Here is a 24,351-nt window from a genome sequence, read left to right as displayed (position 1 = left end):
AGTTAACGGGATATACGTCCCGCCTCCTATCCAGCAGGTAAAACGTTATTACTCTCCGCCTTTGATCTTGGACACAATTTCATCGGAGATACTCTTAGGAACTTCTTCGTAATGGGAGAGTTCCATGGAGAACACACCGCGTCCTTGTGTACCGGAGCGAAGGGTAGTGGAGTAACCGAACATTTCGGAAAGAGGTACTTTCGCACGGATAATTTGAGTACCACCACGGGAGTCCATACCTTCGATACGTCCACGGCGGGAGTTCAGCATACCCATTACGTCGCCCATGTATTCCTCAGGCACGGTAACTTCTACTTTCATGATTGGCTCAAGCAGGACAGGCTTACACTTTTCTTTTGCTGCTTTCAGAGCCATGGAGCCGGCGATTTTAAACGCCATTTCATTGGAGTCAACATCATGGTATGAACCGTCAACGATGGTTGCTTTAACGTCAACAAGCGGGAAGCCGGCAAGTACACCGTTCTTCATTTGCTCTTCAATACCTTGTTGTGCAGGACCAATATATTCTCTTGGTACGGAACCACCGACAACCTTGCTCTCGAACTGGTTACCGCTACCTGCTTCCAATGGTTCGAACTCAACCCAAACGTGACCGTATTGACCACGACCACCGGACTGACGAACGAATTTACCTTCAACACGTGCAGGTGCACGGAAGGTTTCACGGTAAGCTACCTGTGGTTTACCCACATTGGTTTCTACTTTGAACTCACGACGCATACGGTCGATGATAATGTCCAAATGAAGCTCACCCATACCAGCTAAGATCGTTTGGCCTGTTTCTTCATCAGTATGCGCACGAAGAGTTGGATCCTCTTCAGTCAACTTACCGAGAGCAACACCCATTTTATCTTGGTCAGCTTTTGTTTTAGGCTCAACTGCGATTTCGATAACCGGATCAGGGAAGTTCATGGACTCCAGGATAACCGGGTTTTTCTCATCACATAGTGTATCACCTGTGCCCGTATCTTTCAAACCTACAGCAGCTGCGATATCTCCGGCAAATACTTCGGAAATTTCTTGGCGGCTGTTCGCATGCATTTGAAGGATACGACCAATGCGCTCACGCTTGCCTTTAGTTGCATTCAGTACGTAAGAGCCGGATTGCAGAACACCGGAATATACGCGGAAGAATGTCAGCTTACCAACATAAGGGTCCGTAGCGATTTTGAATGCCAAAGCCGAGAACGGCTCTTCATCAGAAGAATGCCGAATTGCTTCAGTTCCGTCTTCAAGGGAACCCTTGATATCTGGAACGTCAGTTGGAGCCGGCAAATAATCGATTACGGCATCAAGCATCAACTGAACGCCTTTGTTACGGTAAGAAGATCCACAGATAACAGGGAAGATCTTAACTTCGACAACACCTTTACGCAGAGCGGCTTTCAACTCAGCAATGGTGATTTCTTCACCTTCAAGGTATTTCATTGTCAAGTCTTCGTCAAGTTCTGCTACCTTCTCAACCAACTCGTTGCGAAGCTCTTCCACTTGATCCTTGAACTCTGCTGGAATTTCGGTTTCTTCGATATTTTGACCAAGGTCATCTTTATACATGAAAGCTTTTTCCTCGACAATATCGATGATGCCAATGAAATCGTTCTCTGCACCGATCGGAAGCTGAATCGCTACCGCGTTCGCTTGCAGACGCTCTCTCATATCTTTAACTACGTTCAAGTAGTCGGCACCGATAATATCCATTTTGTTTACGTATGCGATCCGCGGAACTCCATAACGGTCTGCTTGTCTCCAAACAGTCTCCGACTGAGGTTCAACGCCCTCTTTCGCACTGAATACACCTACTGCCCCATCCAATACACGAAGGGAACGTTCAACTTCTACTGTGAAGTCAACGTGCCCCGGGGTGTCGATAATATTAACGCGATGACCCTTCCAAGAAGCGGTAGTCGCAGCGGATGTAATCGTGATCCCGCGCTCCTGTTCCTGCTCCATCCAGTCCATTGTAGCAGCACCTTCGTGAACTTCCCCGATTTTGTGCGTACGGCCTGTATAGAACAAAATCCGCTCTGTAGTGGTCGTTTTACCAGCGTCAATATGCGCCATGATCCCGATATTACGTGTATTTTTCAAGGAGAACTCTCTTGTCGCCATGCGAATAGTCTCCCTTCAAAATTTGAAGTATAAAATAGTTGCCGAATCCTACCAGCGGTAGTGAGCAAACGCTTTGTTCGCTTCAGCCATTTTGTGTGTATCTTCGCGTTTCTTAACAGAAGCGCCTGTGTTGTTGGAAGCATCGATGATCTCTGCCGCCAAACGCTCTTCCATTGTTTTCTCACCGCGGTTGCGGGAGTAGTTTACGAGCCAACGTAATCCAAGGGATGTACGTCTCTCTGGTTTAACTTCAATAGGAACCTGGTAGTTAGCACCGCCGACACGACGAGCTTTAACTTCCAATACTGGCATGATATTTTTGATAGCTGCTTCAAACACTTCCATCGGATCATTACCAGTACGTTCCTTGATGATGTTGAATGAATTGTAAAGGATGCTTTGAGCAACACCTCTTTTACCATCCAACATGATGCGGTTGATCAGACGAGTTACCAGCTTGCTGTTGTACACTGGATCTGGAAGCACGTCTCTTTTGGTTACTGGACCTTTGCGTGGCATGGATATCCCCCTTTCTTCAGTCGTGAGTCATGTTAGAAAACATGAACATCAATTAGCTTTTTGCTTTAGGACGCTTCGTGCCGTATTTGGAACGAGCTTGCATCCGGTTGTTTACACCAGCGGTATCAAGTGCGCCGCGAACGATATGGTAACGTACACCCGGAAGGTCTTTTACCCGTCCACCGCGAACCAATACAACACTGTGCTCTTGCAAGTTATGTCCGATACCCGGAATGTAAGCTGTCACCTCAATGCGGTTCGTCAAGCGAACACGAGCATATTTACGAAGTGCGGAGTTCGGTTTTTTCGGCGTCATTGTGCCTACACGAGTGCATACACCGCGTTTTTGCGGAGCGCTCAAGTCGGTCTCCTCACGTTTCAAAGCGTTAAAACCTTTTTGAAGAGCTGGAGATTTCGATTTGTAAACTTTGGCTTGACGGCCCTTGCGAACCAGTTGGTTAATTGTTGGCATGCTAGCCACCCCCTTCCCGTATTTATCATCCTATTACAAACCCGTTTAAGTCCACAGACCCAGGCGGTTCATAAAAGAACAAATGAAAAGTTTTTGCCGAGAGAAGTAACGCCTTCTCCAACAAAAACGATTTCTCAAATCATGATTTCAAGACAGCTACCATAGCTGCACCGACTTCAATACCGCATGCTTCTCCAAGCTCTATCATCGTGGGCACATAATTGATATGTACTCCATTCTTATCACACTCGGATACGACTTTTGAAATCAAACGCTGGTCGCAATCTTCAGCTACATAAACCTCTGCAGCCAGACCGGATTCAACGGCCTTCATCGTTTGTTTGGTGCCAATCTTGATGTGTGCATCCTGTAATCCTTTATCATTAGACACAGTCATTCCTCCAAAAGAACAGGGAACAAAGAAACTATTCACGCACCTTTGCTATATTAGCATCTGCCCTAAGCGATGTCAAGCTATTAAATCAGAAAAAAAGAAACTTAGGGACGGGAGAGAGTTCAGCATTCAACATGCCGTTTCCTCCCGTCACCCGACTTTCTTCTTAATCTATAGAAGCCGTTTCGAGCTCCTGACTTTCGTCATTCACGTCGTTCTGTCCCGCAAACTTCACACTGCGATAACGGTTCATGCCCGTTCCCGCAGGGATCAGCTTACCAATGATAACATTCTCTTTCAGGCCAAGGAGTTGATCGACTTTACCTTTAATGGCAGCATCAGTCAACACGCGAGTCGTCTCCTGGAAGGAGGCCGCTGACAAGAACGAATCTGTTTCAAGGGAAGCTTTCGTAATCCCGAGAAGAACCGGTTTAGCAACTGCTGGTTCTTTTCCAGACAGAATAGCGTCTTTATTGGCTGTCTCGTATTCATGCATATCCACGAAGGAGCCTGGCAGCAGATTGGTATCGCCCGCATCAACGATACGGAATTTACGCAGCATCTGTCTGATCATTACTTCAACGTGTTTATCGTTAATTTCTACACCCTGGTTACGGTATACGCGCTGTACTTCCTGAAGGATGTAGTTCTGCACACCACGGATACCTTTGATGCGAAGCATTTCCTTCGGATCAATGGAACCATCCGTCAGTTCATCCCCGGCTTCGATGTGCTTGCCTTCGCTTACGCGCAGACGGGAGCCATAGGTAACCGCGTAAACTTTCGTTTCGGCTTCACCTTGAATTTCAATTTCACGACGGTCTTTCGTTTCGCGGATCTCTTTAACCACACCGTCGATCTCACTAATGGTCGCTTGACCTTTAGGATTACGGGCTTCAAAGAGCTCTTGGATACGCGGAAGACCTTGCGTGATATCGTCTCCGGCAACACCGCCTGTGTGGAATGTACGCATCGTAAGCTGTGTTCCCGGCTCACCGATGGATTGAGCTGCGATGATACCAACCGCTTCACCAATCTCAACATGCTTACCAGTAGCCAGGTTACGACCATAACATTTTTTGCAGACGCCATAACGTGCACGACAGCTCAAGATGGAACGAATTTGAAGTTTTTCAACACCAGCTGCCACGATCTCTTCAGCTTTGTCGGAATCAATCAATTCGTTGCGATTTACGATAATCTCTTTGGTTTCCGGATGACGAACGGTTTCAAATGCGTAACGTCCTTCAATACGGTCATAGAGATCCTCAATAACTTCCTTGCCGTCCTGGATACGGCTAACGGTGAAGCCTTTGTCCGTGCTGCACTCATCTTCGCGAACGATAACATCCTGGGCCACGTCAACAAGTCGACGAGTCAAGTAACCGGAGTCAGCGGTACGAAGCGCTGTATCGGCAAGACCTTTACGTGCACCGTGAGTGGACAGGAAGTACTCGAGTACCGTCAGACCTTCACGGAAGTTCGATTTGATTGGGAGTTCGATGATACGACCGGACGGGTTCGCCATCAGACCCCGCATACCACCAAGCTGGGTGATCTGCGATTTGTTACCCCGTGCCTTGGAGTCCACCATGAGCATAATGGAGTTAAAGCGATCCATTGATTTCATGAGTACTTCCGTAATGTCATCCTTGGTCTTGGACCATATGTCGATAACACGGTCATAACGTTCTTCATTCGTAATCAAGCCGCGGCGATATTGGTTTGTTACTACTTTAACCTTCTCATCGGACTCTTTCAGAATTTCATTCTTCTCGTCAGGTACAATAACGTCAGAAACCGCAACGGTTACGCCTGCACGAGTAGAGTAGGTGAAACCGATCTGCTTGATTTTATCCAAAATCACAGAGGTTTCGGTTGTATGGTACGTTTCGAAACAGCGTGCAATGATGGAACCCAGATATTCCTTGCCTACAGCTCCGCTGATCGGCAATTCCTGAATTACTTTTTGAATATCTGCACCCTTCTCGTATACGAAATACTTCTCAGGCGTACCATGCAACAGGTTCGTACGAGTCGCTTCATTAATGTATGGGAAGCTGGCAGGGAAAATCTCGTTAAAGATAATCCGGCCAATCGTCGTAACCAAAATAGCATTCTGCTGTTCTTCGGTAAAGTTGGTTTTGCCAAGCGCTTTAACCGGAATCGCTACGCGTGCATGCAGTCCTGCTGCTTCACGCTGATATGCGGATACCGCTTCGTTCACGCTGCCCAGAATCATACCGGTACCTTTCTCTTCCTTGTTATCCATCGTGAGATAGAAGGAACCGAGTACCATATCCTGAGATGGCGTAACAACCGGTTTGCCGTCTTTCGGGTTCAGAATGTTACCCGATGCCAGCATCAAGAGACGTGCTTCAGCTTGAGCTTCAGCAGACAAAGGAACGTGAACCGCCATTTGGTCACCGTCAAAGTCAGCGTTATAAGCTGTACATACGAGTGGGTGAAGACGGATGGCATGACCTTCAACAAGGATCGGTTCAAATGCTTGAATACCGAGTCTGTGAAGCGTCGGTGCACGGTTCAGAAGAACCGGATGCTCTTTAATGACTTCTTCGAGCACATCCCATACTTCTGGACTTACGCGTTCTACTTTGCGTTTAGCGCTCTTGATATTATGTGCAAGGCCTTTGTTGACCAATTCCTTCATAACGAACGGCTTGAAGAGCTCAAGTGCCATTTTCTTAGGCAGACCGCACTGGTACATTTTCAGGTAAGGACCTACAACGATAACGGAACGACCAGAGTAGTCAACCCGTTTACCGAGCAAGTTCTGACGGAAACGTCCTTGTTTACCTTTCAGCATGTGGCTGAGAGATTTAAGCGGACGGTTACCAGGACCTGTTACCGGACGGCCGCGACGACCGTTATCGATCAGAGCATCGACAGCTTCCTGCAGCATGCGCTTCTCGTTCTGTACGATAATATCCGGCGCACCGAGATCCAGCAGTCTTTTCAGACGGTTGTTCCGGTTAATAACGCGACGGTACAGATCGTTCAAGTCGGAGGTCGCAAAGCGTCCACCATCCAGTTGAACCATCGGACGAAGCTCCGGTGGAATGACCGGCAGCACATCCATGATCATCCACTCCGGATTGTTGCCGGAGTTACGGAACGCCTCAATAACTTCCAGGCGTTTGATCGCCCGGTTGCGGCGCTGACCTTGTGCTGTACGCAATTCTTCCTTCAGGAACTCCAACTCTTTATCAACGTCGATGTCTTGAAGAAGCTTCTTGACAGCTTCCGCACCCATGCCTGCTTGGAACCCGTAGCCATACTTCTCACGATAGCTGCGATATTCCTTCTCGGACAGCAGTTGTTTCTTCTCCAGCGGCGTATCTCCTGGATCTGTTACAACATAAGATGCGAAATAAATGATCTCCTCAAGAGATCTTGGGGACATATCCAAAGCCAGACCCATGCGGCTAGGAATCCCTTTAAAATACCAAATGTGCGATACAGGAGCCGCAAGCTCGATATGGCCCATCCGTTCACGACGGACTTTGGCGCGCGTAACTTCAACGCCACAGCGATCGCAGACTACTCCTTTATAACGGACACGCTTATACTTACCGCAATGACATTCCCAGTCCTTCTGCGGGCCAAAAATCCGCTCACAGAACAGGCCTTCTTTCTCCGGCTTCAATGTACGGTAGTTAATCGTTTCCGGCTTCTTCACCTCTCCGCGAGACCAAGAGCGAATTTTTTCCGGTGAAGCAAGACCGATTTTCATGTACTCAAAATTGTTAACGTCCAACAAGGAGCAACCCTCCTCAACCTAGTCCTATTTATGTGCTATACGACCATAACACCACCGCCGACTTATAAAGCCGACGGGGGTGAATGATTGACCGTTATTCCACTCCGACTTCAGTGCCTTCCAAGTTAAGGCTCAGTTTATCACCTTGAGCATCGTCTTCGTCATCGAGTTCTTTCATCTCGATTTCCTCTTCATTCTCGCTCAGGATTTTGACATCCATACCGAGAGACTGAAGCTCTTTTATCAATACCTTGAACGACTCAGGAACACCCGGCTCCGGAACGTTCTCGCCCTTGACGATGGATTCGTAGGTTTTCACCCGGCCAACCACGTCATCAGACTTAACGGTAAGAATTTCTTGCAGTGTATAAGCGGCACCGTAAGCTTCAAGTGCCCACACTTCCATCTCACCAAAGCGCTGTCCACCAAACTGAGCTTTACCACCCAGCGGCTGCTGCGTAACGAGTGAGTATGGTCCCGTAGAACGGGCGTGAATTTTATCGTCAACCATGTGCGCAAGTTTGATCATATGCATGACGCCGACGGTAACTTCACGTTCAAAACGCTCACCCGTCCGTCCATCGTACAATACGGTCTTACCGTTACGCTGCATACCTGCTTCTTCCATCGTATCAAACACGTCGTACTCGCTTGCACCGTCAAATACCGGTGAAGCCACGTGAATGCCGAGCTGGAGTGCAGCCATACCCAAGTGAACCTCGAGCACCTGACCGATATTCATCCGTGATGGTACCCCCAGTGGGTTCAGTACGACTTGAACCGGCGTGCCATCCGGCAGGAACGGCATATCTTCCTCAGGCAAAATACGGGCAACGACACCTTTGTTACCGTGACGTCCGGCCATTTTGTCACCTTCCGAGATTTTACGCTTCTGCGCGATGTAGACACGAACCAATTGGTTCACGCCCGGCGGCAATTCGTCGCCGTTCTCACGTGTAAATACCTTCACATCTACGATGATACCGTCACTACCGTGAGGAACACGCAGCGAGGTATCACGCACTTCGCGAGCCTTCTCACCGAAGATCGCATGCAGGAGACGCTCTTCTGCCGTCAGTTCAGTTACGCCCTTAGGCGTTACTTTACCAACGAGAATGTCTCCGGCGCTGATTTCGGCACCGATGCGGATAATACCGCGCTCATCGAGGTTCTTCAGTGCTTCTTCCCCAACGTTCGGAATATCACGCGTGATTTCCTCTGGTCCAAGCTTCGTATCACGAGCTTCGGATTCATACTCCTCGATATGGATCGAAGTGTACACGTCCTCTTTGACAAGCTTCTCGGAGAGAAGAATCGCATCCTCGTAGTTGTAACCTTCCCAAGTCATGAACGCAACGACCACGTTGCGGCCCAGTGCCAATTCACCCATCTCCGTGGATGGACCGTCTGCGAGGATGTCACCTTTTTTGATAACTTCCCCACGTTTCACGATTGGACGCTGGTTGATGCATGTTCCTTGGTTCGAACGCATAAATTTGTGTAATTTATGTTTAACGATATCGCCTTTGACTTCTTGTCCGTCCACATTCTCTACGCGGCGGAGCCAGATCTCATTAGCAGATGAACGTTCAATAATCCCGTCATATTTGGATACAATACATACACCGGAGTCTTTAGCAGACTTGTGCTCCATTCCAGTTCCGACAAGCGGCGCCTTCGGAATAAGGAGTGGTACAGCCTGCCGCTGCATGTTGGATCCCATCAGCGCGCGGTTGGAGTCATCGTTCTCAAGGAACGGAATGAGCGCCGTTGCTACCGATACAACCTGCTTAGGCGAAACGTCCATGTAGTCTACACGATCGCTTGGCATAGGAAGGATATTATCGGATTGCTTGTTATAACGAACGATTACCATTTCATCAGTAAAGGTACCATCTTCGTTAAGCTCGGCATTCGCCTGGGCAACAATGTAGTTATCCTCTTCGTCTGCAGTCAGATAATCGATTTGTTCCGTTACTTTGCCGGTCTTCGGATCAACCCAACGATACGGAGCTTCAATGAAGCCATATTCGTTGATGCGTGCGAATGTGGACAAGGAGTTGATCAAACCGATGTTTGGTCCCTCCGGTGTCTCAATCGGACACATACGGCCATAGTGACTGTGGTGAACGTCCCGTACTTCAAAGCCTGCGCGCTCACGCGTCAGACCGCCTGGTCCGAGTGCAGACAAACGACGTTTATGCGTCAATTCCGCAAGCGGGTTTGTCTGATCCATGAACTGGGACAACTGGGAGCTACCGAAGAACTCTTTAATTGATGCGATAACCGGACGAATGTTGATTAACGCTTGTGGCGTAATGACATTTGCGTCCTGAATCGACATTCTCTCACGAACAACACGTTCCATCCGGGACAAACCGATACGGAACTGGTTCTGAAGCAATTCGCCTACGGAACGCAGACGACGGTTACCCAGGTGGTCAATATCATCTGTATTACCGATTCCATGCAGCAAGTTGATGAAATAACTGATGGAAGAAATGATATCAGCCTGAGTAATATGCTTCACGGATTTATCAATGTTTGCGTTCGCGATGACTTTCACAACTTTTGCATCCTCAGTAGGAGAGAACACATCGATTGTTTGCAGCGGGATATCCTCGCTGTCCATCACACCGCCAGCAACATGATAATTCTTAAAGCCAACACTCTTCTCCAAGTAAGGCATAATCTCGTCCAAAAGACGACGGTCTACGGTTTGACCAGCTTCAGCAACGATCTCACCTGTATCCGTGTCTATCAAACTCTCTGCCAAACGTTGATTAAAGAGACGGTTCTTAATATGAAGTTTCTTGTTGATCTTGTAGCGGCCAACGTTAGCCAGATCATAACGCTTTGGATCAAAGAAACGAGCAACGAGAAGACTCTTCGCGTTCTCCAGTGTTGGCGGCTCGCCCGGACGAAGGCGTTCATAAATTTCGATGAGCGCTTTTTCCGTAGAGTCCGTGTTGTCTTTATCCAGCGTGTTTTGAATATATTCATCATTGCCCAGAAGATCCAGAATCTCGGCATCTGTACCAAAACCAAGTGCACGTAAAAGCACCGTTACAGGGATTTTACGGGTGCGGTCGATCCGGACATAAATAATGTCCTTCGCGTCCATCTCCAGTTCCAGCCAAGCGCCGCGGTTAGGGATAACTGTTGCAGTGTACGTCGTCTTACCGTTTTTATCCACTTTTGTGCTGAAATAGACGCTGGGAGAGCGAACCAACTGGCTGACAATAACCCGTTCGGCACCATTGATAATGAATGTTCCGGTTTCCGTCATTAACGGGAAGTCTCCCATGAACACTTCCTGCTCCTTGACCTCTCCGGTCTCCTTGTTAATGAGCCGGACTTTCACGCGGAGCGGCGCCGCATAAGTAACGTCGCGTTCTTTCGCGTCATCGACGGTGTATTTCGGTTCTCCAAGGCTGTAGTCAATGAACTCTAGTACCAAATTACCTGTGAAATCCTGAATCGGCGAGATGTCCTGGAACATTTCGCGGAGTCCTTCCTCCAAAAACCATTCATAAGATTTTTGTTGGATTTCAATCAGGTTCGGAACTTCGAGTACCTCGTTAATACGAGCATAACTTCGCCGAGTGCGTCGACCATATTGAACAAGATGTCCTGCCAACTTAAACTCACCCCTCATGTCTACTCACTTTAAAAATATTTCATTGCGAACCTCTGTTTGTAACACTATAATGGTACATACAGAGGACAATCCATAAATAGAGAAAAGCCCTTATCGAATACCTTTTCGAAAAAAGAGCAGCTTATCCATGGTTATGATAATCATCTCATATCCTGTAGATTTGCCCAAAACGTACATATTATACGTCAATATGACGGACTTTATGCATCTTTCCACACATTAAGTCTTGACATTTCAGCAAACTAAAGACAAAGAGACCATCCTAATACTGACATTTTATAATAATACCATACCAGCATACCCAAGTCAACAGCCTAGTTAAACTATTTCAAGAAGATTTGGTCGCTTTAAATATCCGGTACCCTTTATCCTTCGTTACTTCTTCTACCTGGTGAAACAAACTCTCCAGTTTAGCTTTTGCCGAAGGTGCACCTTGCTTCTTCTGAATTACAACCCACAGCTGCCCACCCTCACGCAAATGACTCAACGACTCTTCAAATATAGCATGCACTGTTTCTTTCCCGGCACGTATAGGCGGATTGGTCAGAATCACATCGAACTGCTGATCCTTAACCACGGCAAATAAGTCGCTCTCCAGGATCGTTACATTCGAGATTCCGTTACGCTTCGCGTTCTCTTTAGCCAATTCGACAGCTCGGCTATTAATGTCAATCATTGTCACATGACCATCCACGACCATCTTTGCCGCCGTTAGACCGATCGGACCATAACCGCAACCCACATCCAGAACGGAGGCATTCTGTTGAAATTCCATTGCATCTATCAAAACTTTGCTGCCAAAATCCACGCCGCTCTTTGAGAATACACCCGCATCACTAATGAAATTGAACGTCTGTCCTCTCAGCTCTGTCTTTAACTCTTTGCGGTCATGAGCAATGTCTGGCTGATTCGAGTAATAATGTTGATTCGGCATCATTTCCTCCGTATTGAACCAAAGTTTACCCGCCTGGACTTATGGTCCATAGGGGCTCCATTATCCCAGTATAACCGTTCTCACTGAAATCAGTACGCGCAAGAATTTCCCGCCACAATAACAAACCCCTTGAACAAATATTCAAGGGGTTTGTTTCTTGCTGACGATAATCTGGAGAAGTTATTACTTAACTTCTACGGATGCGCCTGCTTCTTCCAATTTAGCTTTAACAGCTTCAGCTTCTTCTTTAGCTACTTTTTCTTTCAAAGCTTTTGGTGCGTTGTCAACCAGTTCTTTTGCTTCTTTCAAGCCAAGACCTGTGATTTCACGAACCACTTTGATTACGTTGATTTTGGACGCGCCTGCGCTAGTCAGGATTACGTCAAATTCGGATTGCTCAGCAGCTTCAGCTGCACCAGCGCCACCAACAACAGCTACTGGAGCTGCAGCAGTTACACCAAATTCTTCTTCGATTGCTTTTACAAGATCGTTCAGTTCCAGAACGGACATGCCTTTGATTGCTTCCAAGATTTGCTCTTTGCTCATTTAAGTTGAACCTCCATTTATTATTAAGATTTTATAGTTGTTGTTACACAGCTCGGAAAAAACAAAACTTATGCGCCTTGTTCTTCCTTCTCTGCAACTGCTTTAACTGCAAGCGCGAAGTTGCGCACTGGAGCTTGAAGCACGCTGAGGAGCATGGAGAGGAGACCTTCGCGGGACGGAAGTTCTGCCAGAGCTTTGATTTCGCTTTCTCCGATTACACGACCTTCTACTACTGCGCCTTTCAATTTCAACGCGTCGTTTTTCTTAGCAAAATCGTTAAGAACTTTTGCTGGAGCGACAGCGTCATTGGTGCCAAATGCAACAGCTGTAGGACCAGTCAGGACTTCGTCCAGCTCAGTCAAATCTGCAGCTGCAGTCGCACGGCGAAGCAGCGTGTTTTTCAGTACTTGGAACTCGACGCCAGCTTCACGAAGCTGTTTACGAAGTTCAGTTACTTGTGCAACGTTCAATCCACGATAGTCAGCAACTACTGTCGATACGCTTTCGCGCAGCTTAGCAGCAACTACATCAACCGCTTCTTGTTTCGCTTGAATCACTTTTGCGTTTGCCAATGATTACACCTCCTGGTTGTATTAGTAGCGTAAGAGCACCAGGCTCTCCGCTCTTCCTACGGGCACTAAAAAAGCCTCCGTAGAATTACGAAGGCCTGATGAATCATCATTTGGCCGGATAACCGGACAAATTGTTGACGTTCTATCATAACACCTCGGTAGGAAATTAAGCCTGCTTAGGGCACCTACTGTCTACGGTAAGCATATTCAACTTTAAAGGTCAGTCTCGAAGACTCACAACTGTTACATAATATCAAATATCACTAACCGAAGTCAATGGTAATATTATTTGTAAGTCGTTGTGTTCACGCGAGCGCTAGGTCCCATAGTCGAGGAAACAGCAATACCTTTCAGGTATACACCTTTAGCAGCAGCTGGTTTCGCACGATTCAATGCATCGATGAGAGCTTTGAGGTTCTCATTCAATTGAGCTGCATCGAAAGACACTTTGCCAATTGGAGCGTGGATTTGACCTGCTTTGTCCAGACGGTACTCGATTTTACCGGCTTTGATTTCTTGAACAGCCTTAGCAACATCGAACGTAACCGTACCAGCTTTAGGGTTAGGCATCAGGCCTTTACCACCGAGCAGACGGCCAAGTTTACCGACTTCACTCATCATATCAGGTGTCGCTACACAGACATCGAACTCGAACCAGCCTTGTTGAATTTTGTTGATCATGTCTTGATCGCCAACAAAATCAGCGCCAGCCGCTTCCGCTTCTTTCGCTTTGTCACCTTTCGCAAATACCAGAACGCGTTGTGTTTTACCTGTGCCGTGAGGCAAGACAACAACACCACGAACAGCCTGGTCTTGTTTACGTGGGTCTACACCCAAACGTACAGCCGCTTCAACAGTTTCGTCGAATTTGGCAGTTGCAGCCTTCTTCACAAGCTCTACAGCTTCCAAAGGCTCGTAAGTTGCTTCGCTGTCAATCAGCTTCGCAGCTTCAACGTATTTCTTACCGTGTTTAGCCATGTTTGTTTTCCTCCTTTGTGGTGTTAGCGGAAATTCCTCCCACATAATCCGAACCTAGTCCGGTTTCAATCGAGAGACCATTAGTCTTCGATTGTGATACCCATACTACGGGCAGTACCTTCCACCATCTTCATTGCAGCTTCAACAGATGCAGCGTTCAGGTCAGGCATTTTTTGCTCAGCGATTTGACGCACAGCGTCACGCTTAACCGTTGCAACTTTCTTCTTGTTAGGCTCGCCAGATCCTTTTTCGATCTTAGCAGCTACGCGAAGCAGTACAGCAGCCGGTGGAGTTTTCGTGATGAACGTAAAGGAACGATCCTCAAACACCGAAATTTCAACCGGAATGATCAGACCAGCTTGATCAGCAGTACGAGCGTTGAATTCTTTACAGAATGCCATGATGTTGACACCCGCTTGACCCAATGCTGGACCTACTGGAGGAGCCGGATTCGCTTTACCTGCAGGAATTTGCAGTTTCACAATCTTGATAACTTTCTTAGCCATGGTTGACACCTCCTTGCATCAATAGTGGTAGCGGACGCCATAATACGCCCTCCCACAAGAAACCTGAAGAATTAAATCTTCTCCACTTGAGTATAATCCAACTCCAGCGGGGTTTCCCGTCCAAACATGTTGACGTGAACTTTCAACTTGCTCTTTTCAGCCAAAATCTCTTCCACGGAGCCCACGAAATTCGCAAAAGGACCAACCTTGATACGAACGGATTCCTTAATGTCGAATTCGATCTTCGGTTTCGGCTCTTCCATGCCCATATGCTTCAGAATCTGTTCAACTTCTTCTGGAAGCAAAGGCGTCGGTTTAGAACCGGACCCTGTCGAACCAACAAAACCGGTCACTCCTGGTGTATTGCGGACAACATACCAAGAATCATCGGTCTGAATCATTTCGACCAAGACATATCCCGGGTAAACTTTACGCATGACGGTTTTTTTCTTGCCGTCTTTGTTTACAATTTCTTCTTCCATCGGAACAAGAACGCGGAATATTTTGTCCTCCATGCCCATAGACTCGACACGTTTTTCCAAATTGGCTTTGACTTTATTCTCATACCCAGAATAGGTATGAACTACGTACCATCTTTTTTCCATATCAAGCCACCTGGGACCCTTCTAAATTATCGCTTCGATCACAGCGGAAATACCGATGTCTACAACCCAAAAATAAATCGTGACAAACACAATGGTGCCGAGAACAATTAAAGTATAGTTCGTCAGTTCTTTACGATTGGGCCAGCGAACTTTTTTAAGTTCCGCCCAGCTTTCAGAGAAAAAGGAAAACAGAGACTTGAAACCACGTTTCACGCCGACTACACCTCCAAAAGAAAACTATCTGGTTTCGCGATGAGGAGTTTGCTCGTTACAGAACTTGCAAAATTTCTTCATCTCCATGCGGTCGGGGTGATTTCGCTTGTTTTTGGTGGTTGTGTAGTTTCTTTGTTTGCAGCTTGTACAAGCCAAAGTGATAATTACCCGCATGATGTGCACCTCCCGAAGACGTCCTTCTTTTCAGAAGAATCGATATTGATCCTAGTAGAAACAACCTTGTTCTCATCGAAACTCGGTTATTTCTGCGAGATGAATAAAACCGTTGTTCCAAAAACTGTAACAACGATCCATTCATAAAACACGCGAATTTAGGCCTACCTAAAACACTTTATCACAAGGGTAGCGCCATTTCAAGCCTTTTTCTCTCTGATTGCGGGCTGCAATTAATGCCATTGCCAGCTAAGCCAGGGAATAGGTCCCCGGTTTATTGTAAACATCTCACTGTAAAAAACTGTGGCGTTTCACAGTCTTTGTCCATTCTGCACAGCATTTATTCTATATCCAGTATGTTCAATCTTCTAACAGATGAAACACCAAATATTACACATTTTGCAGAATGAAGATCTTTGACATTATCATAACATGATATCACCCGTCATAAGACTAATGGCTGCAGAGTATACGAAGATTCCCAGCTGGCCATCATGAATACTGTAATACAATTAAAAAAAGGCTCTACTTGAGCCTTCTGCTTCTTATCCGACGTTGTTTCAGTTATCCCTGACCTCCAAATAGCGTTCAAGCTTTCGCTTTACCCGCTGGAGGGCATTGTCAATCGATTTCACATGACGCCTTAAATCCACCGCAATCTCTTGATAGGATCGACCGTCCAGATAAAGCATCAGGACTTTCCGTTCCAGATCGCTTAAGATCTCTGACATCTTGTCTTCCAGGCCGACAAACTCCTCTTGATTGATGATTAGTTCCTCCGGATCGCTTACCGCTGTGCCGCAAATGACATCCAGCAGCGTACGGTCGGAGTCCTCATCGTAAATAGGCTTGTCCAATGAGACATACGAATTGAGCGGAATATGCTTCTGTCTCGTAGCGGTCTTAATAGCCGTAATAATCTGTCTGGTAATGCAGAGCTCGGCAAAGGCCTTGAACGAGGACAGCTTATCCCCTTTAAAATCACGAATTGCCTTGTACAGCCCGATCATGCCTTCCTGGACAATATCTTCCCGGTCAGCACCAATCAGAAAATAAGAACGGGCTTTAGCACGTACAAAATTCCGGTATTTATTGATCAAATACTCCAGCGCCCCGCTGTCACCCTCACGGACCGCCTCGACAATGTCTTCATCGCTTATCACATCATACCCTGACAACATGACTTCCTTGAGGTCCACACTCAATAGAATCCCTCCGGCCCGGAACGCACGGTAGCCCGTCACTCGCTTGAAATATATGACAAGTATATATGATGTCTACTAGACCGTCAACCACGTTCTAGCCAATATAGGCCGATAATAACATTTAATGTAAACTATTTCGTAGATTCATATACTCTTCCATTCTTCAGACGAGCCTGCATTTTCGTCCCCATTGTGTAAAACAGTCCTATTCCCTTCGCCAGCGCTCAAACATCTGTCTCACATCCGGCGGCAGCTTCCCGTCAAGTGTATTCCTGCTCTTGGTCTGCTCCTTCGTAATTTTCTGCTTCACTTCGCGCTCACTCTGCTCCACTTCATTCAGCAGCTCACGGGCAGATAACCGAAGCGCTCCCCGGGCAAAAATGACATGCTGTTCAATCAGATCACTGGTCGCCACATAAATTTTACGCCGACGGTGGCTAAACTCTCCAACAAGCCGTTCAATGCACTCATCGGCCGTTTCCTTCTCTTTCGTAAAAAACACCTGTACCTTACCCTGGATGTATGATTTCCCAAGGCCCGGAACCCGGTAAGCATCAAAAATCGCCACGATTCTGAGGCCTGAATACGCTTGATATTCCGCTAATTTCTCAAGCAGCACATCCCGGGCTTCCTGCATGCTGCTATTGGCGAGTTTCGCAAGAAAAGGCCAGCCGCCGATCATGTTGTAGCCATCGACCAGCAGCACATCCCGCCAATCGGCCATCATTGCTAACCCTGAAGGCGGCGACGGCGAAGAACTTCGTACATAACGACACCTGCGGCAACCGAAGCGTTAAGCGAATTGATCTTTCCAGCCATCGGCAGCTTCACAAGCACATCGCATTTTTCGCGGATCAGACGCCCCATTCCTTTACTTTCATTCCCGATTACGATTGCGACCGGTCCGTCAAATACTTCAGTATCGTACAATTCCTGAACAGCATCAACCACGGTGCCAACCACCCAGACACCCATTTCTTTCAGCTGGTCAATCGTCTGACCCAGATTGGTCACCCTGGCTACAGGTACGTATTCTACCGCACCAGCCGATGTTTTGGATACGGTGGCCGTCACCTGAGCGGATCGGCGCTTAGGCAGTACAACACCGTGAGCCCCCGTGCAGTCGGCCGTTCTCAAAATCGAGCCCAGGTTATGAGGATCCTCGATTTCATCGAGAAGCAGCAGGAAAGGCGGTTCCCCTTTTTCCTCCGCAACCTTGAGCAGATCCTCCACTTCCACATAAGCATAAGGGGCCGCTTGGGCAACCACGCCCTGATGCTGAACCCCCGGAACCATCTGATCCAGCTTGCGCTTGTCTACGTGCTGAATGACAATGCCCAGTTTTTTGGCTTCCGCAATAATGGGCAGCGTTAAATGCTTCTGCGCATTCTCGGCAATCCATATTTTATTGATCGTACGTCCTGATTTGAGCGCTTCCGTTACGGAATGCTTACCAGCCACTACTTCCTCTTCTTGCAACATATATGTCTCCTCCTGCATATCAGCCAGCTGCCCAATTTCGGGAAATACCGGCTGTATCGTTTCATTGCTGGTATTTGATGTCTTTCGATCTATTTAGCAGACCCCTCGATAAACTCTATGCTCTTTCCAATGAGCTCACGCAGACGGTCTTGCTCTCCCGTATAATATAAATACCCAACAAGCGTCTCAAATGCCGTTGCATGCCGATATTCCAGCACATCGGCATTTTTCGGTATGCTGCCTGATTTGGCATTGCGTCCCTGCCGGACCACATCGCGCTCCTCCTCCGTCAGCTCCGGATCAAGAAATGCCAATATCCGGCTCTGAGCTTTCGCCGACACGAATCCTGTCGCTGTGCGGTGCAGGTGATGAGGCCGAAGATTCGCCTTCGATATCAAGAACTGCCGGACAGCCACCTCGTAAATGGCATCTCCGATGTAGGCAAGCACGATCGGCGGAATCAGACGTGCCGGCTTCGACGGCGGAAAGTCAAACCAACCGGCTGCGGGGTCATGAAACTCGGCCCCGCTCATTTACGCCGCCAGCGCATGCCTTGCGCCGTATCTTCTAGCACGATGCCTTCGTCCGCCAGCTTGTCGCGAATTTCATCGGCTCTCGCCCAGTTTTTATTCTTCCGGGCTTCAATACGTTCAGCAATCAAGGCTTCAATCTCCTCGTCCAGCAAATCGCCCGTACCGGTATTGACAATGCGAAGAACGCCGTTCATTTCGTTAAAAGCACGCAGCACTTCATGTAGGTCGGCTGCAGGAATCGAAGCTTCCTTCAGCAGCTGATTCGCCTCGCTAGCCCACTGGAACATCGCTGTGATTGCATCCGGCGTATTGAAATCATCTTGCATTTTTTGATGAAATTCGCCAAGAACCGCAGATATTTTACCCGCAACCTCCTGGCTCACTTCGTCGTCTTTGGAACCGATGGCCGTGCTCAAGCGATGTTCAATATTAGCTGCCGCATTAGCCAGACGCTCCACGCTGTTCTGTGCCTGGTCCATCACTTCATCGCTATAATTCAGCGGGTTGCGGTAATGGGTAGACAGCATGAAATAACGCACAGCTTCCTTCGTATATTGTTCGCGAAGTTCCTTAACCAATACGCCATTACCCAGCGACTTCGACATTTTTTCGTTATTGATACGGATATATCCATTATGCATCCAATAGTTCGCGAGCGGTTTACCCGTCAATGCCTCGGACTGCGCAACTTCGCATTCATGATGCGGGAACTGCAAATCCTGCCCACCGCCATGAATATCCAGCGTATCCCCAAGATAACGGCGTGCCATCGCCGAGCACTCAATATGCCAGCCTGGACGACCGTCTCCCCATGGGCTGCTCCAGTAGATTTCTCCCGGCTTGGCTGCTTTCCATAGAACAAAATCCTCGGGGTTTTCTTTCCGCTTATCGACCTCAATCCGAATACCGAACTGCAGCTCATCCAGATTTTGCTGGGACAACTTGCCGTAATCATCAAACTTGCGAGTGCGATAGAATACGTCCCCCCCGTTCTCATACGCAAAATCGCGATCCACAAGCTCCTGGATAAATTCGATTATATTCTCCATATTGTCCGTTACCCGCGGATTTAACGTGGCTCTCGGTATGCCAAGACCGTCCAAATCCTCGTAATACGCCTGGATAAACTTATCCGCTACCTCCGGAACGGTGGTGCCGGTCTGTTCGGCTTTGCGGATCATTTTGTCATCTACGTCCGTAAAGTTCACCACATAACTCACGTCATTGCCCTGATTCTCGAAGTAAGCGCGAACCACGTCGAAAAAAATCATCGGGCGCGCATTCCCAATATGGATATAATCGTACACGGTAGGACCACACACATAGATCTTGACCTTCCCAGATTCCTGAGCGACAAACGTTTCTTTCATACGGGTTAGCGTGTTATAGATTTGCAGTGCCATATTGTATCATCCCAGTCCTTTCATTCCATCACTTATTGTTCCTTCACGTACATTGCTGCTTATTCCAAAAAAACTCATTCCTCTTTGACCGACGAGATTACGGCCTCGGAGACCCTGGTTTTGTTGTTATTCTGTTTGCCCTCATTCAATTCCGCCCGAAGCTGATCGATCTCCATCTGCATCGAACGCAGTGTATCCACAATCGGATCCGGAAGATTGGTGTGATCGAGCCGGTCACGCACACGCTCACCATTCTGCTTCACGACTTTACCCGGATTGCCCACAACGGTGCTGTTCGGCGGAACCGGTCGTAATACGACTGCATTGGAACCAATATTACAGTTATCTCCAATCGTAAAGGAACCTAGCACTTTCGCTCCTGATCCGATGACCACATTGTTGCCGATGGTCGGATGACGCTTGCCCTTTTCCTTCCCGGTGCCGCCAAGGGTAACCCCTTGATAGATCACCACGTCATCCCCGATCTCGCAGGTCTCTCCAATGACAACCCCCATGCCATGGTCTATAAACAGTCTATTCCCGATGCGGGCTCCCGGGTGAATCTCGATCCCTGTCATGAACCGGCTGATCTGAGATATGATCCGGGCCAGCGTATACCATCGCCGCTTGAATAATGCATGAGCTACCCGATGAGACCACAAGGCGTGAAGTCCCGAGTAGGTGAATACCACTTCAAAAAGTCCCCGGGCAGCCGGGTCATTCTCGAACACTGTCCGAATATCCGATTTCATCTGTTTAAACATGAACGCTCCCTCTTTCCCCTCTTCCAATCGCGCATGCAACTTGCTCTCCATCGTTATTCCTGAAAATAAAAAACACCCCTGCAGCTTATCGCTGCAGAGGCGCTAGACCGCGGTTCCACTCTGCTTAGAACCGGCACAAGCATCCTCCCTTGGTCCGGGACGGATTCTACCGATTCACTTCATGTCATTAACGGCAGACGACCGGCATGATCTAACGATTGTGTTCGCTTCAACCATGCAGCTCACAGGTGCATTTCCGCTTCAGGCAACGGGACAACTCTCAGCCGGCAGATTCAAGTGGTCCTTGTCTTCTGCCGATTGTCCTCTCTGGAACGTGCCTGTTTTACGCGTACTTCTCCTGATCGTAGCTTTTATACGTTTATCTTTGTTGATCAATGCTTCATAAATGACCGCGTTGCTCACTAGTGACGCTGCGCTGACGGATCGTGCTTCCGATCGCTGCTGTTTTCAGATTTCCTGAACGTAAATCTACATAGTTGAAATCCGAAAACAAAGGCGAACGCTTCGCTTCTACAACACGATTCCGTCCTCTCCGCTACTTCCCTGTATGAGTAAATGCCCCATTTAATAAAACCCTAGATCAAAGAATATTTCACTTATAGTTTGGTGTAATTATAACTGATGAGATACAGGCTGACAAGGAACGTTTATCAAGAATGCCGTACCCTGGGTTATGCGCCCTTGATTTGGGAGCGCAGCCGGTCAAGCACACGATCCTTGCCAAGAAGCCAGATCGTCTGGTTCAGATCGCGGCCATGGGTTTGTCCAGTCAGAGCAACGCGGATCGGCATGAAGAGCTGCTTGCCCTTAAATCCCGTCTCCTTCTGTACTTCCTTAATCAGAGCAGCAATCTTCGCAGCGTTAAACTCATCGGATTGCTCGATCTTCGCAAGGAATGCGGACAATACGGCAGGCACCTGCTCGCCGCCCATCACTTCGATGCCCTCTGCATCGAGCTCCAGATGCGTCCGGAAGAACACTTCCGACAGATCCACGATGTCTGAGGCCGCGTTCATCTGCTCCTGATACAGCGCCACGAGCGCGCGTGCCCATTCCTCCTGCTCGGAGTTAAGCTCGAACGGCAAGCGGCTCGCTTTCTGCAGATGCGGAATGGCCAAATCAGCAATCCGATCAGGATCCGCATTCTTGATGTAGGTGTTGTTCATATGAGCCAGCTTGTTGGTGTCGAATACCGCAGGGCTCTTGGACAACCGATGCTCATCAAAGATCGAGATCAACTGCTCTTGCGAGTATACTTCCTCTTCCCCTTCTGGAGACCAGCCGAGCAGCGAGATGAAATTAAACAGTGCTTCAGGTAAATAACCGAGCTGATCATACTGCTCAATGAATTGAATGATCGATTCGTTACGCTTGCTCAGCTTCTTGTGATCGTCGCCCACAATCAGGGTCATATGCCCGAATTGCGGCGGCTCCCAGCCGAAGGCTTCATAGATCATCAACTGACGCGGCGTGTTGGAGATATGATCCTCTCCGCGGAGCACGTGACTGATCTTCATCAGGTGATCATCGAGTGCTACCGCGAAATTGTAGGTAGGAATACCATCCTTTTTGACAATGACGAAGTCGCCCGTCTCTTTGCTGTTAAAAGAAATCGTACCCTTCACCATATCATCGAAGGTGTAGATACGTTCCTCTGGAACGCGAAAACGAATGCTTGCTACACGCCCTTCAGCCTCAAGCGCCTGACGCTGCTCTTCCGTCAAATCCCGGTGTTTCCCAGAGTAACGAGGCGTCTCCCCACGAGCCATCTGCTCTTCCCGCTCCTGCTCAAGTTCTTCCTCTGTGCAGTAGCAGCGGTAAGCTAGCCCACGATCCAAAAGGTCCTGCCAATATTCCTTATAAATATCAAGACGTTCGGTTTGGCGATACGGTCCATACTCGCCTCCGACATCCACGCTTTCATCCCAATCCATGCCCAGCCACTTCAAATATTTCAACTGGCTTTGCTCTCCGCCTTCTACGTTGCGCTTTACGTCTGTATCCTCGATGCGAATAATAAATTTCCCGTTATTCTTGCGGGCGAATAAATAATTGAATAATGCCGTTCTGGCATTGCCGATATGTAAATGTCCCGTTGGACTCGGTGCATAACGCACGCGGACTTCTCCGGTCATTGTAACCCCTCCGCTTCCCTAATTCTTCAAAGATTTCCTTCAAGCATTCGTTCCATATCTGCTCTGATTTGAACGCGTCCTTTAAGAGGATAGCATACCTTTCACAAGGCAGACAACCGATTGTGCCGCGATTCCCTCACCCCTGCCGGTAAACCCGAGCTGCTCGGTTGTGGTGGCCTTCACATTTACCTGATCCACCTCAGCATCCAGCGCTTTGGCGATCACTTCCGCCATTTGCGGGATGTAAGGTGCCATCTTCGGCTTCTGGGCAATAATCGTGGAATCGATATTTCCCAGCGTATAACCGCGCTCTTTGGCCATGGCCCATACCTGCTCCAAAAGCTTCAGGCTGTCCGCGTCTTTAAAAGCCGGATCATTATCGGGAAAATGGCGCCCAATGTCGCCAAGCCCAAGCGCTCCCAAAATCGCGTCCGTCACCGCATGCAGCAGTACGTCTGCGTCGGAGTGTCCCAGCAGCCCTTTCTCATAAGGAATGGTGACCCCCCCGATAATACACGGTCTTCCTTCCACCAGTTGATGTACGTCAAACCCCTGTCCCACTCGAATCATTCCTTGTCCTCTCCCTTGCGTTTCTGTAAAAAAGCCGCATACTCCAGATCCTCCGGTGTGGTGATCTTGATATTGCTGTATTTCCCCTCTACCACGATGACCGAATGTCCTGCACGCTCCATCAGCATGGCGTCGTCGGTCCCTGTAAACTCTTCCTTGGCTGCAGCCTCATGGGCTGACAGCAGGTCGGAAAGACGAAAAGCCTGTGGGGTCTGGACGGCCCACAGACTTTGACGGTCCGGGGTACCTGTTATCAGCCCCTGACCGTTCACCTGCTTAATCGTATCCTTCACAGGCACCCCAAGTACCGAGGCGCCTTCACGGATTGCCGCATCGCGGCAGGATTCAATTTCCTCTAGTGTTACAAACGGCCTGACGCCGTCATGTATCATTACCCACTCTGACGAGATTTGCTTGATACCTTGGTATACCGATTGCTGCCTCTCGCTACCGCCAGGAATTACAGCGGACACCTTGTCCAGTCCGTACTCATGAACCCAGGATTGGCAGCGCGAAACATCCTCCGGTCCCGTAACAAGCACGATCTCCTGCAGCCAGGGTATCCGGCTGAATACTTCCAGTGTATGAACGATGATGGGCTTTCCACCCAGTGCCAGGTATTGCTTGCTCTCCCGGGTTCCCATTCTCGTTCCCTTACCCGCCGCCACAATAACGGCGCCGAAGTCGTTCAACATGCACAAAACTCCTGTCTTCACCCTTCACGTCAGACTGACGGAGAACGGATATGTATAT

The 24,351-nt window shown here is 48.3% G+C and carries 23 protein-coding genes and 1 other annotated feature; all 23 genes read right to left on the bottom strand.

Going from position 1 to position 24,351, the window contains the following annotated elements; all coding sequences use genetic code 11:
* Positions 1 to 48 precede the first annotated feature (48 nt).
* Positions 49 to 2,130: an elongation factor G gene (fusA, locus tag M2277_RS28640; RefSeq protein ID WP_006212928.1), complete on the bottom strand. Its 2,082-nt coding sequence runs from the start codon at positions 2,128 to 2,130 to the stop codon at positions 49 to 51.
* A gap of 48 nt (positions 2,131 to 2,178) precedes the next feature.
* Positions 2,179 to 2,649 (bottom strand): 30S ribosomal protein S7, encoded by a 471-nt coding sequence (rpsG, locus tag M2277_RS28635; protein WP_006212929.1) that lies wholly within the window; start codon positions 2,647 to 2,649, stop codon positions 2,179 to 2,181.
* A gap of 52 nt (positions 2,650 to 2,701) precedes the next feature.
* Positions 2,702 to 3,121, bottom strand: a complete 420-nt coding sequence (gene rpsL / locus M2277_RS28630; RefSeq protein ID WP_006212930.1) for a 30S ribosomal protein S12 — start codon at positions 3,119 to 3,121, stop codon at positions 2,702 to 2,704.
* A gap of 139 nt (positions 3,122 to 3,260) precedes the next feature.
* A complete protein-coding gene (locus M2277_RS28625; RefSeq protein WP_006212931.1) occupies positions 3,261 to 3,512 on the bottom strand; it encodes a ribosomal L7Ae/L30e/S12e/Gadd45 family protein in 252 nt (83 codons plus the stop codon).
* 169 nt (positions 3,513 to 3,681) lie between these two features.
* Positions 3,682 to 7,296, bottom strand: coding sequence for a DNA-directed RNA polymerase subunit beta' (rpoC, locus tag M2277_RS28620; protein WP_006212932.1), 3,615 nt, complete (start codon positions 7,294 to 7,296; stop codon positions 3,682 to 3,684).
* A 94-nt stretch (positions 7,297 to 7,390) separates the two neighbouring features.
* Entirely contained in the window at positions 7,391 to 10,936 is a 3,546-nt protein-coding gene (gene rpoB, locus M2277_RS28615; RefSeq protein WP_006212933.1) for a DNA-directed RNA polymerase subunit beta, read from the bottom strand.
* A gap of 349 nt (positions 10,937 to 11,285) precedes the next feature.
* Positions 11,286 to 11,891 (bottom strand): class I SAM-dependent methyltransferase, encoded by a 606-nt coding sequence (locus tag M2277_RS28610; protein ID WP_148248715.1) that lies wholly within the window; start codon positions 11,889 to 11,891, stop codon positions 11,286 to 11,288.
* A gap of 183 nt (positions 11,892 to 12,074) precedes the next feature.
* The gene (rplL, locus tag M2277_RS28605) at positions 12,075 to 12,437 is read right to left on the bottom strand and encodes a 50S ribosomal protein L7/L12 (RefSeq protein ID WP_006212935.1); all 363 of its coding nucleotides are present in this window, start codon (positions 12,435 to 12,437) and stop codon (positions 12,075 to 12,077) included.
* A 68-nt stretch (positions 12,438 to 12,505) separates the two neighbouring features.
* Positions 12,506 to 13,009 carry a 50S ribosomal protein L10 gene (gene rplJ, locus M2277_RS28600; protein ID WP_006212936.1) on the bottom strand — a complete coding sequence of 168 codons (504 nt, stop codon included), beginning with the start codon at positions 13,007 to 13,009 and terminating at the stop codon, positions 12,506 to 12,508.
* A gap of 58 nt (positions 13,010 to 13,067) precedes the next feature.
* Positions 13,068 to 13,225: a sequence feature (ribosomal protein L10 leader region), on the bottom strand.
* A 69-nt stretch (positions 13,226 to 13,294) separates the two neighbouring features.
* Positions 13,295 to 13,987 (bottom strand): 50S ribosomal protein L1, encoded by a 693-nt coding sequence (gene rplA, locus M2277_RS28595; protein ID WP_006212937.1) that lies wholly within the window; start codon positions 13,985 to 13,987, stop codon positions 13,295 to 13,297.
* Positions 13,988 to 14,067: 80 nt separating this feature from the next.
* Positions 14,068 to 14,493 carry a 50S ribosomal protein L11 gene (gene rplK / locus M2277_RS28590; protein WP_006212938.1) on the bottom strand — a complete coding sequence of 142 codons (426 nt, stop codon included), beginning with the start codon at positions 14,491 to 14,493 and terminating at the stop codon, positions 14,068 to 14,070.
* 71 nt (positions 14,494 to 14,564) lie between these two features.
* The gene (nusG, locus tag M2277_RS28585) at positions 14,565 to 15,098 is read right to left on the bottom strand and encodes a transcription termination/antitermination protein NusG (RefSeq protein WP_006212939.1); all 534 of its coding nucleotides are present in this window, start codon (positions 15,096 to 15,098) and stop codon (positions 14,565 to 14,567) included.
* A 21-nt stretch (positions 15,099 to 15,119) separates the two neighbouring features.
* On the bottom strand, positions 15,120 to 15,311 hold the full coding sequence (gene secE / locus M2277_RS28580) for a preprotein translocase subunit SecE (RefSeq protein ID WP_006212940.1): 192 nt from the start codon (positions 15,309 to 15,311) through the stop codon (positions 15,120 to 15,122).
* A 24-nt stretch (positions 15,312 to 15,335) separates the two neighbouring features.
* The gene (gene rpmG, locus M2277_RS28575) at positions 15,336 to 15,485 is read right to left on the bottom strand and encodes a 50S ribosomal protein L33 (protein WP_006212941.1); all 150 of its coding nucleotides are present in this window, start codon (positions 15,483 to 15,485) and stop codon (positions 15,336 to 15,338) included.
* 560 nt (positions 15,486 to 16,045) lie between these two features.
* Complete coding sequence (gene sigH, locus M2277_RS28570; protein ID WP_006212942.1) at positions 16,046 to 16,690, bottom strand: RNA polymerase sporulation sigma factor SigH; 645 nt, start codon at positions 16,688 to 16,690, stop codon at positions 16,046 to 16,048.
* Positions 16,691 to 16,895: 205 nt separating this feature from the next.
* Positions 16,896 to 17,414 carry an NYN domain-containing protein gene (locus M2277_RS28565; RefSeq protein ID WP_036638422.1) on the bottom strand — a complete coding sequence of 173 codons (519 nt, stop codon included), beginning with the start codon at positions 17,412 to 17,414 and terminating at the stop codon, positions 16,896 to 16,898.
* 5 nt (positions 17,415 to 17,419) lie between these two features.
* Entirely contained in the window at positions 17,420 to 18,172 is a 753-nt protein-coding gene (gene rlmB / locus M2277_RS28560; protein ID WP_006212944.1) for a 23S rRNA (guanosine(2251)-2'-O)-methyltransferase RlmB, read from the bottom strand.
* A gap of 89 nt (positions 18,173 to 18,261) precedes the next feature.
* The gene (locus M2277_RS28555; RefSeq protein WP_006212945.1) at positions 18,262 to 18,705 is read right to left on the bottom strand and encodes a Mini-ribonuclease 3; all 444 of its coding nucleotides are present in this window, start codon (positions 18,703 to 18,705) and stop codon (positions 18,262 to 18,264) included.
* Entirely contained in the window at positions 18,702 to 20,108 is a 1,407-nt protein-coding gene (gene cysS, locus M2277_RS28550) for a cysteine--tRNA ligase (protein ID WP_006212946.1), read from the bottom strand. Before cysS ends, M2277_RS28555 begins: the two co-directional genes overlap by 4 nt.
* 74 nt (positions 20,109 to 20,182) lie before the next feature.
* On the bottom strand, positions 20,183 to 20,872 hold the full coding sequence (gene cysE / locus M2277_RS28545) for a serine O-acetyltransferase (protein WP_036638418.1): 690 nt from the start codon (positions 20,870 to 20,872) through the stop codon (positions 20,183 to 20,185).
* A 692-nt stretch (positions 20,873 to 21,564) separates the two neighbouring features.
* Positions 21,565 to 23,028, bottom strand: a complete 1,464-nt coding sequence (gltX, locus tag M2277_RS28540; protein ID WP_006212948.1) for a glutamate--tRNA ligase — start codon at positions 23,026 to 23,028, stop codon at positions 21,565 to 21,567.
* An 81-nt stretch (positions 23,029 to 23,109) separates the two neighbouring features.
* Entirely contained in the window at positions 23,110 to 23,598 is a 489-nt protein-coding gene (gene ispF, locus M2277_RS28535; RefSeq protein WP_006212949.1) for a 2-C-methyl-D-erythritol 2,4-cyclodiphosphate synthase, read from the bottom strand.
* On the bottom strand, positions 23,595 to 24,293 hold the full coding sequence (ispD, locus tag M2277_RS28530; RefSeq protein ID WP_036638416.1) for a 2-C-methyl-D-erythritol 4-phosphate cytidylyltransferase: 699 nt from the start codon (positions 24,291 to 24,293) through the stop codon (positions 23,595 to 23,597). The genes ispF and ispD overlap by 4 nt, the downstream gene beginning before the upstream one ends.
* Positions 24,294 to 24,351 lie beyond the last annotated feature (58 nt).

It is taken from the genome of Paenibacillus sp. LBL (assembly GCF_029893715.1).
Taxonomy (GTDB): domain Bacteria; phylum Bacillota; class Bacilli; order Paenibacillales; family Paenibacillaceae; genus Paenibacillus_AQ; species Paenibacillus_AQ glucanolyticus.
Note: the sequence above shows the minus strand (reverse complement) of the source record. Positions and strands in the feature narration are given on the sequence as shown.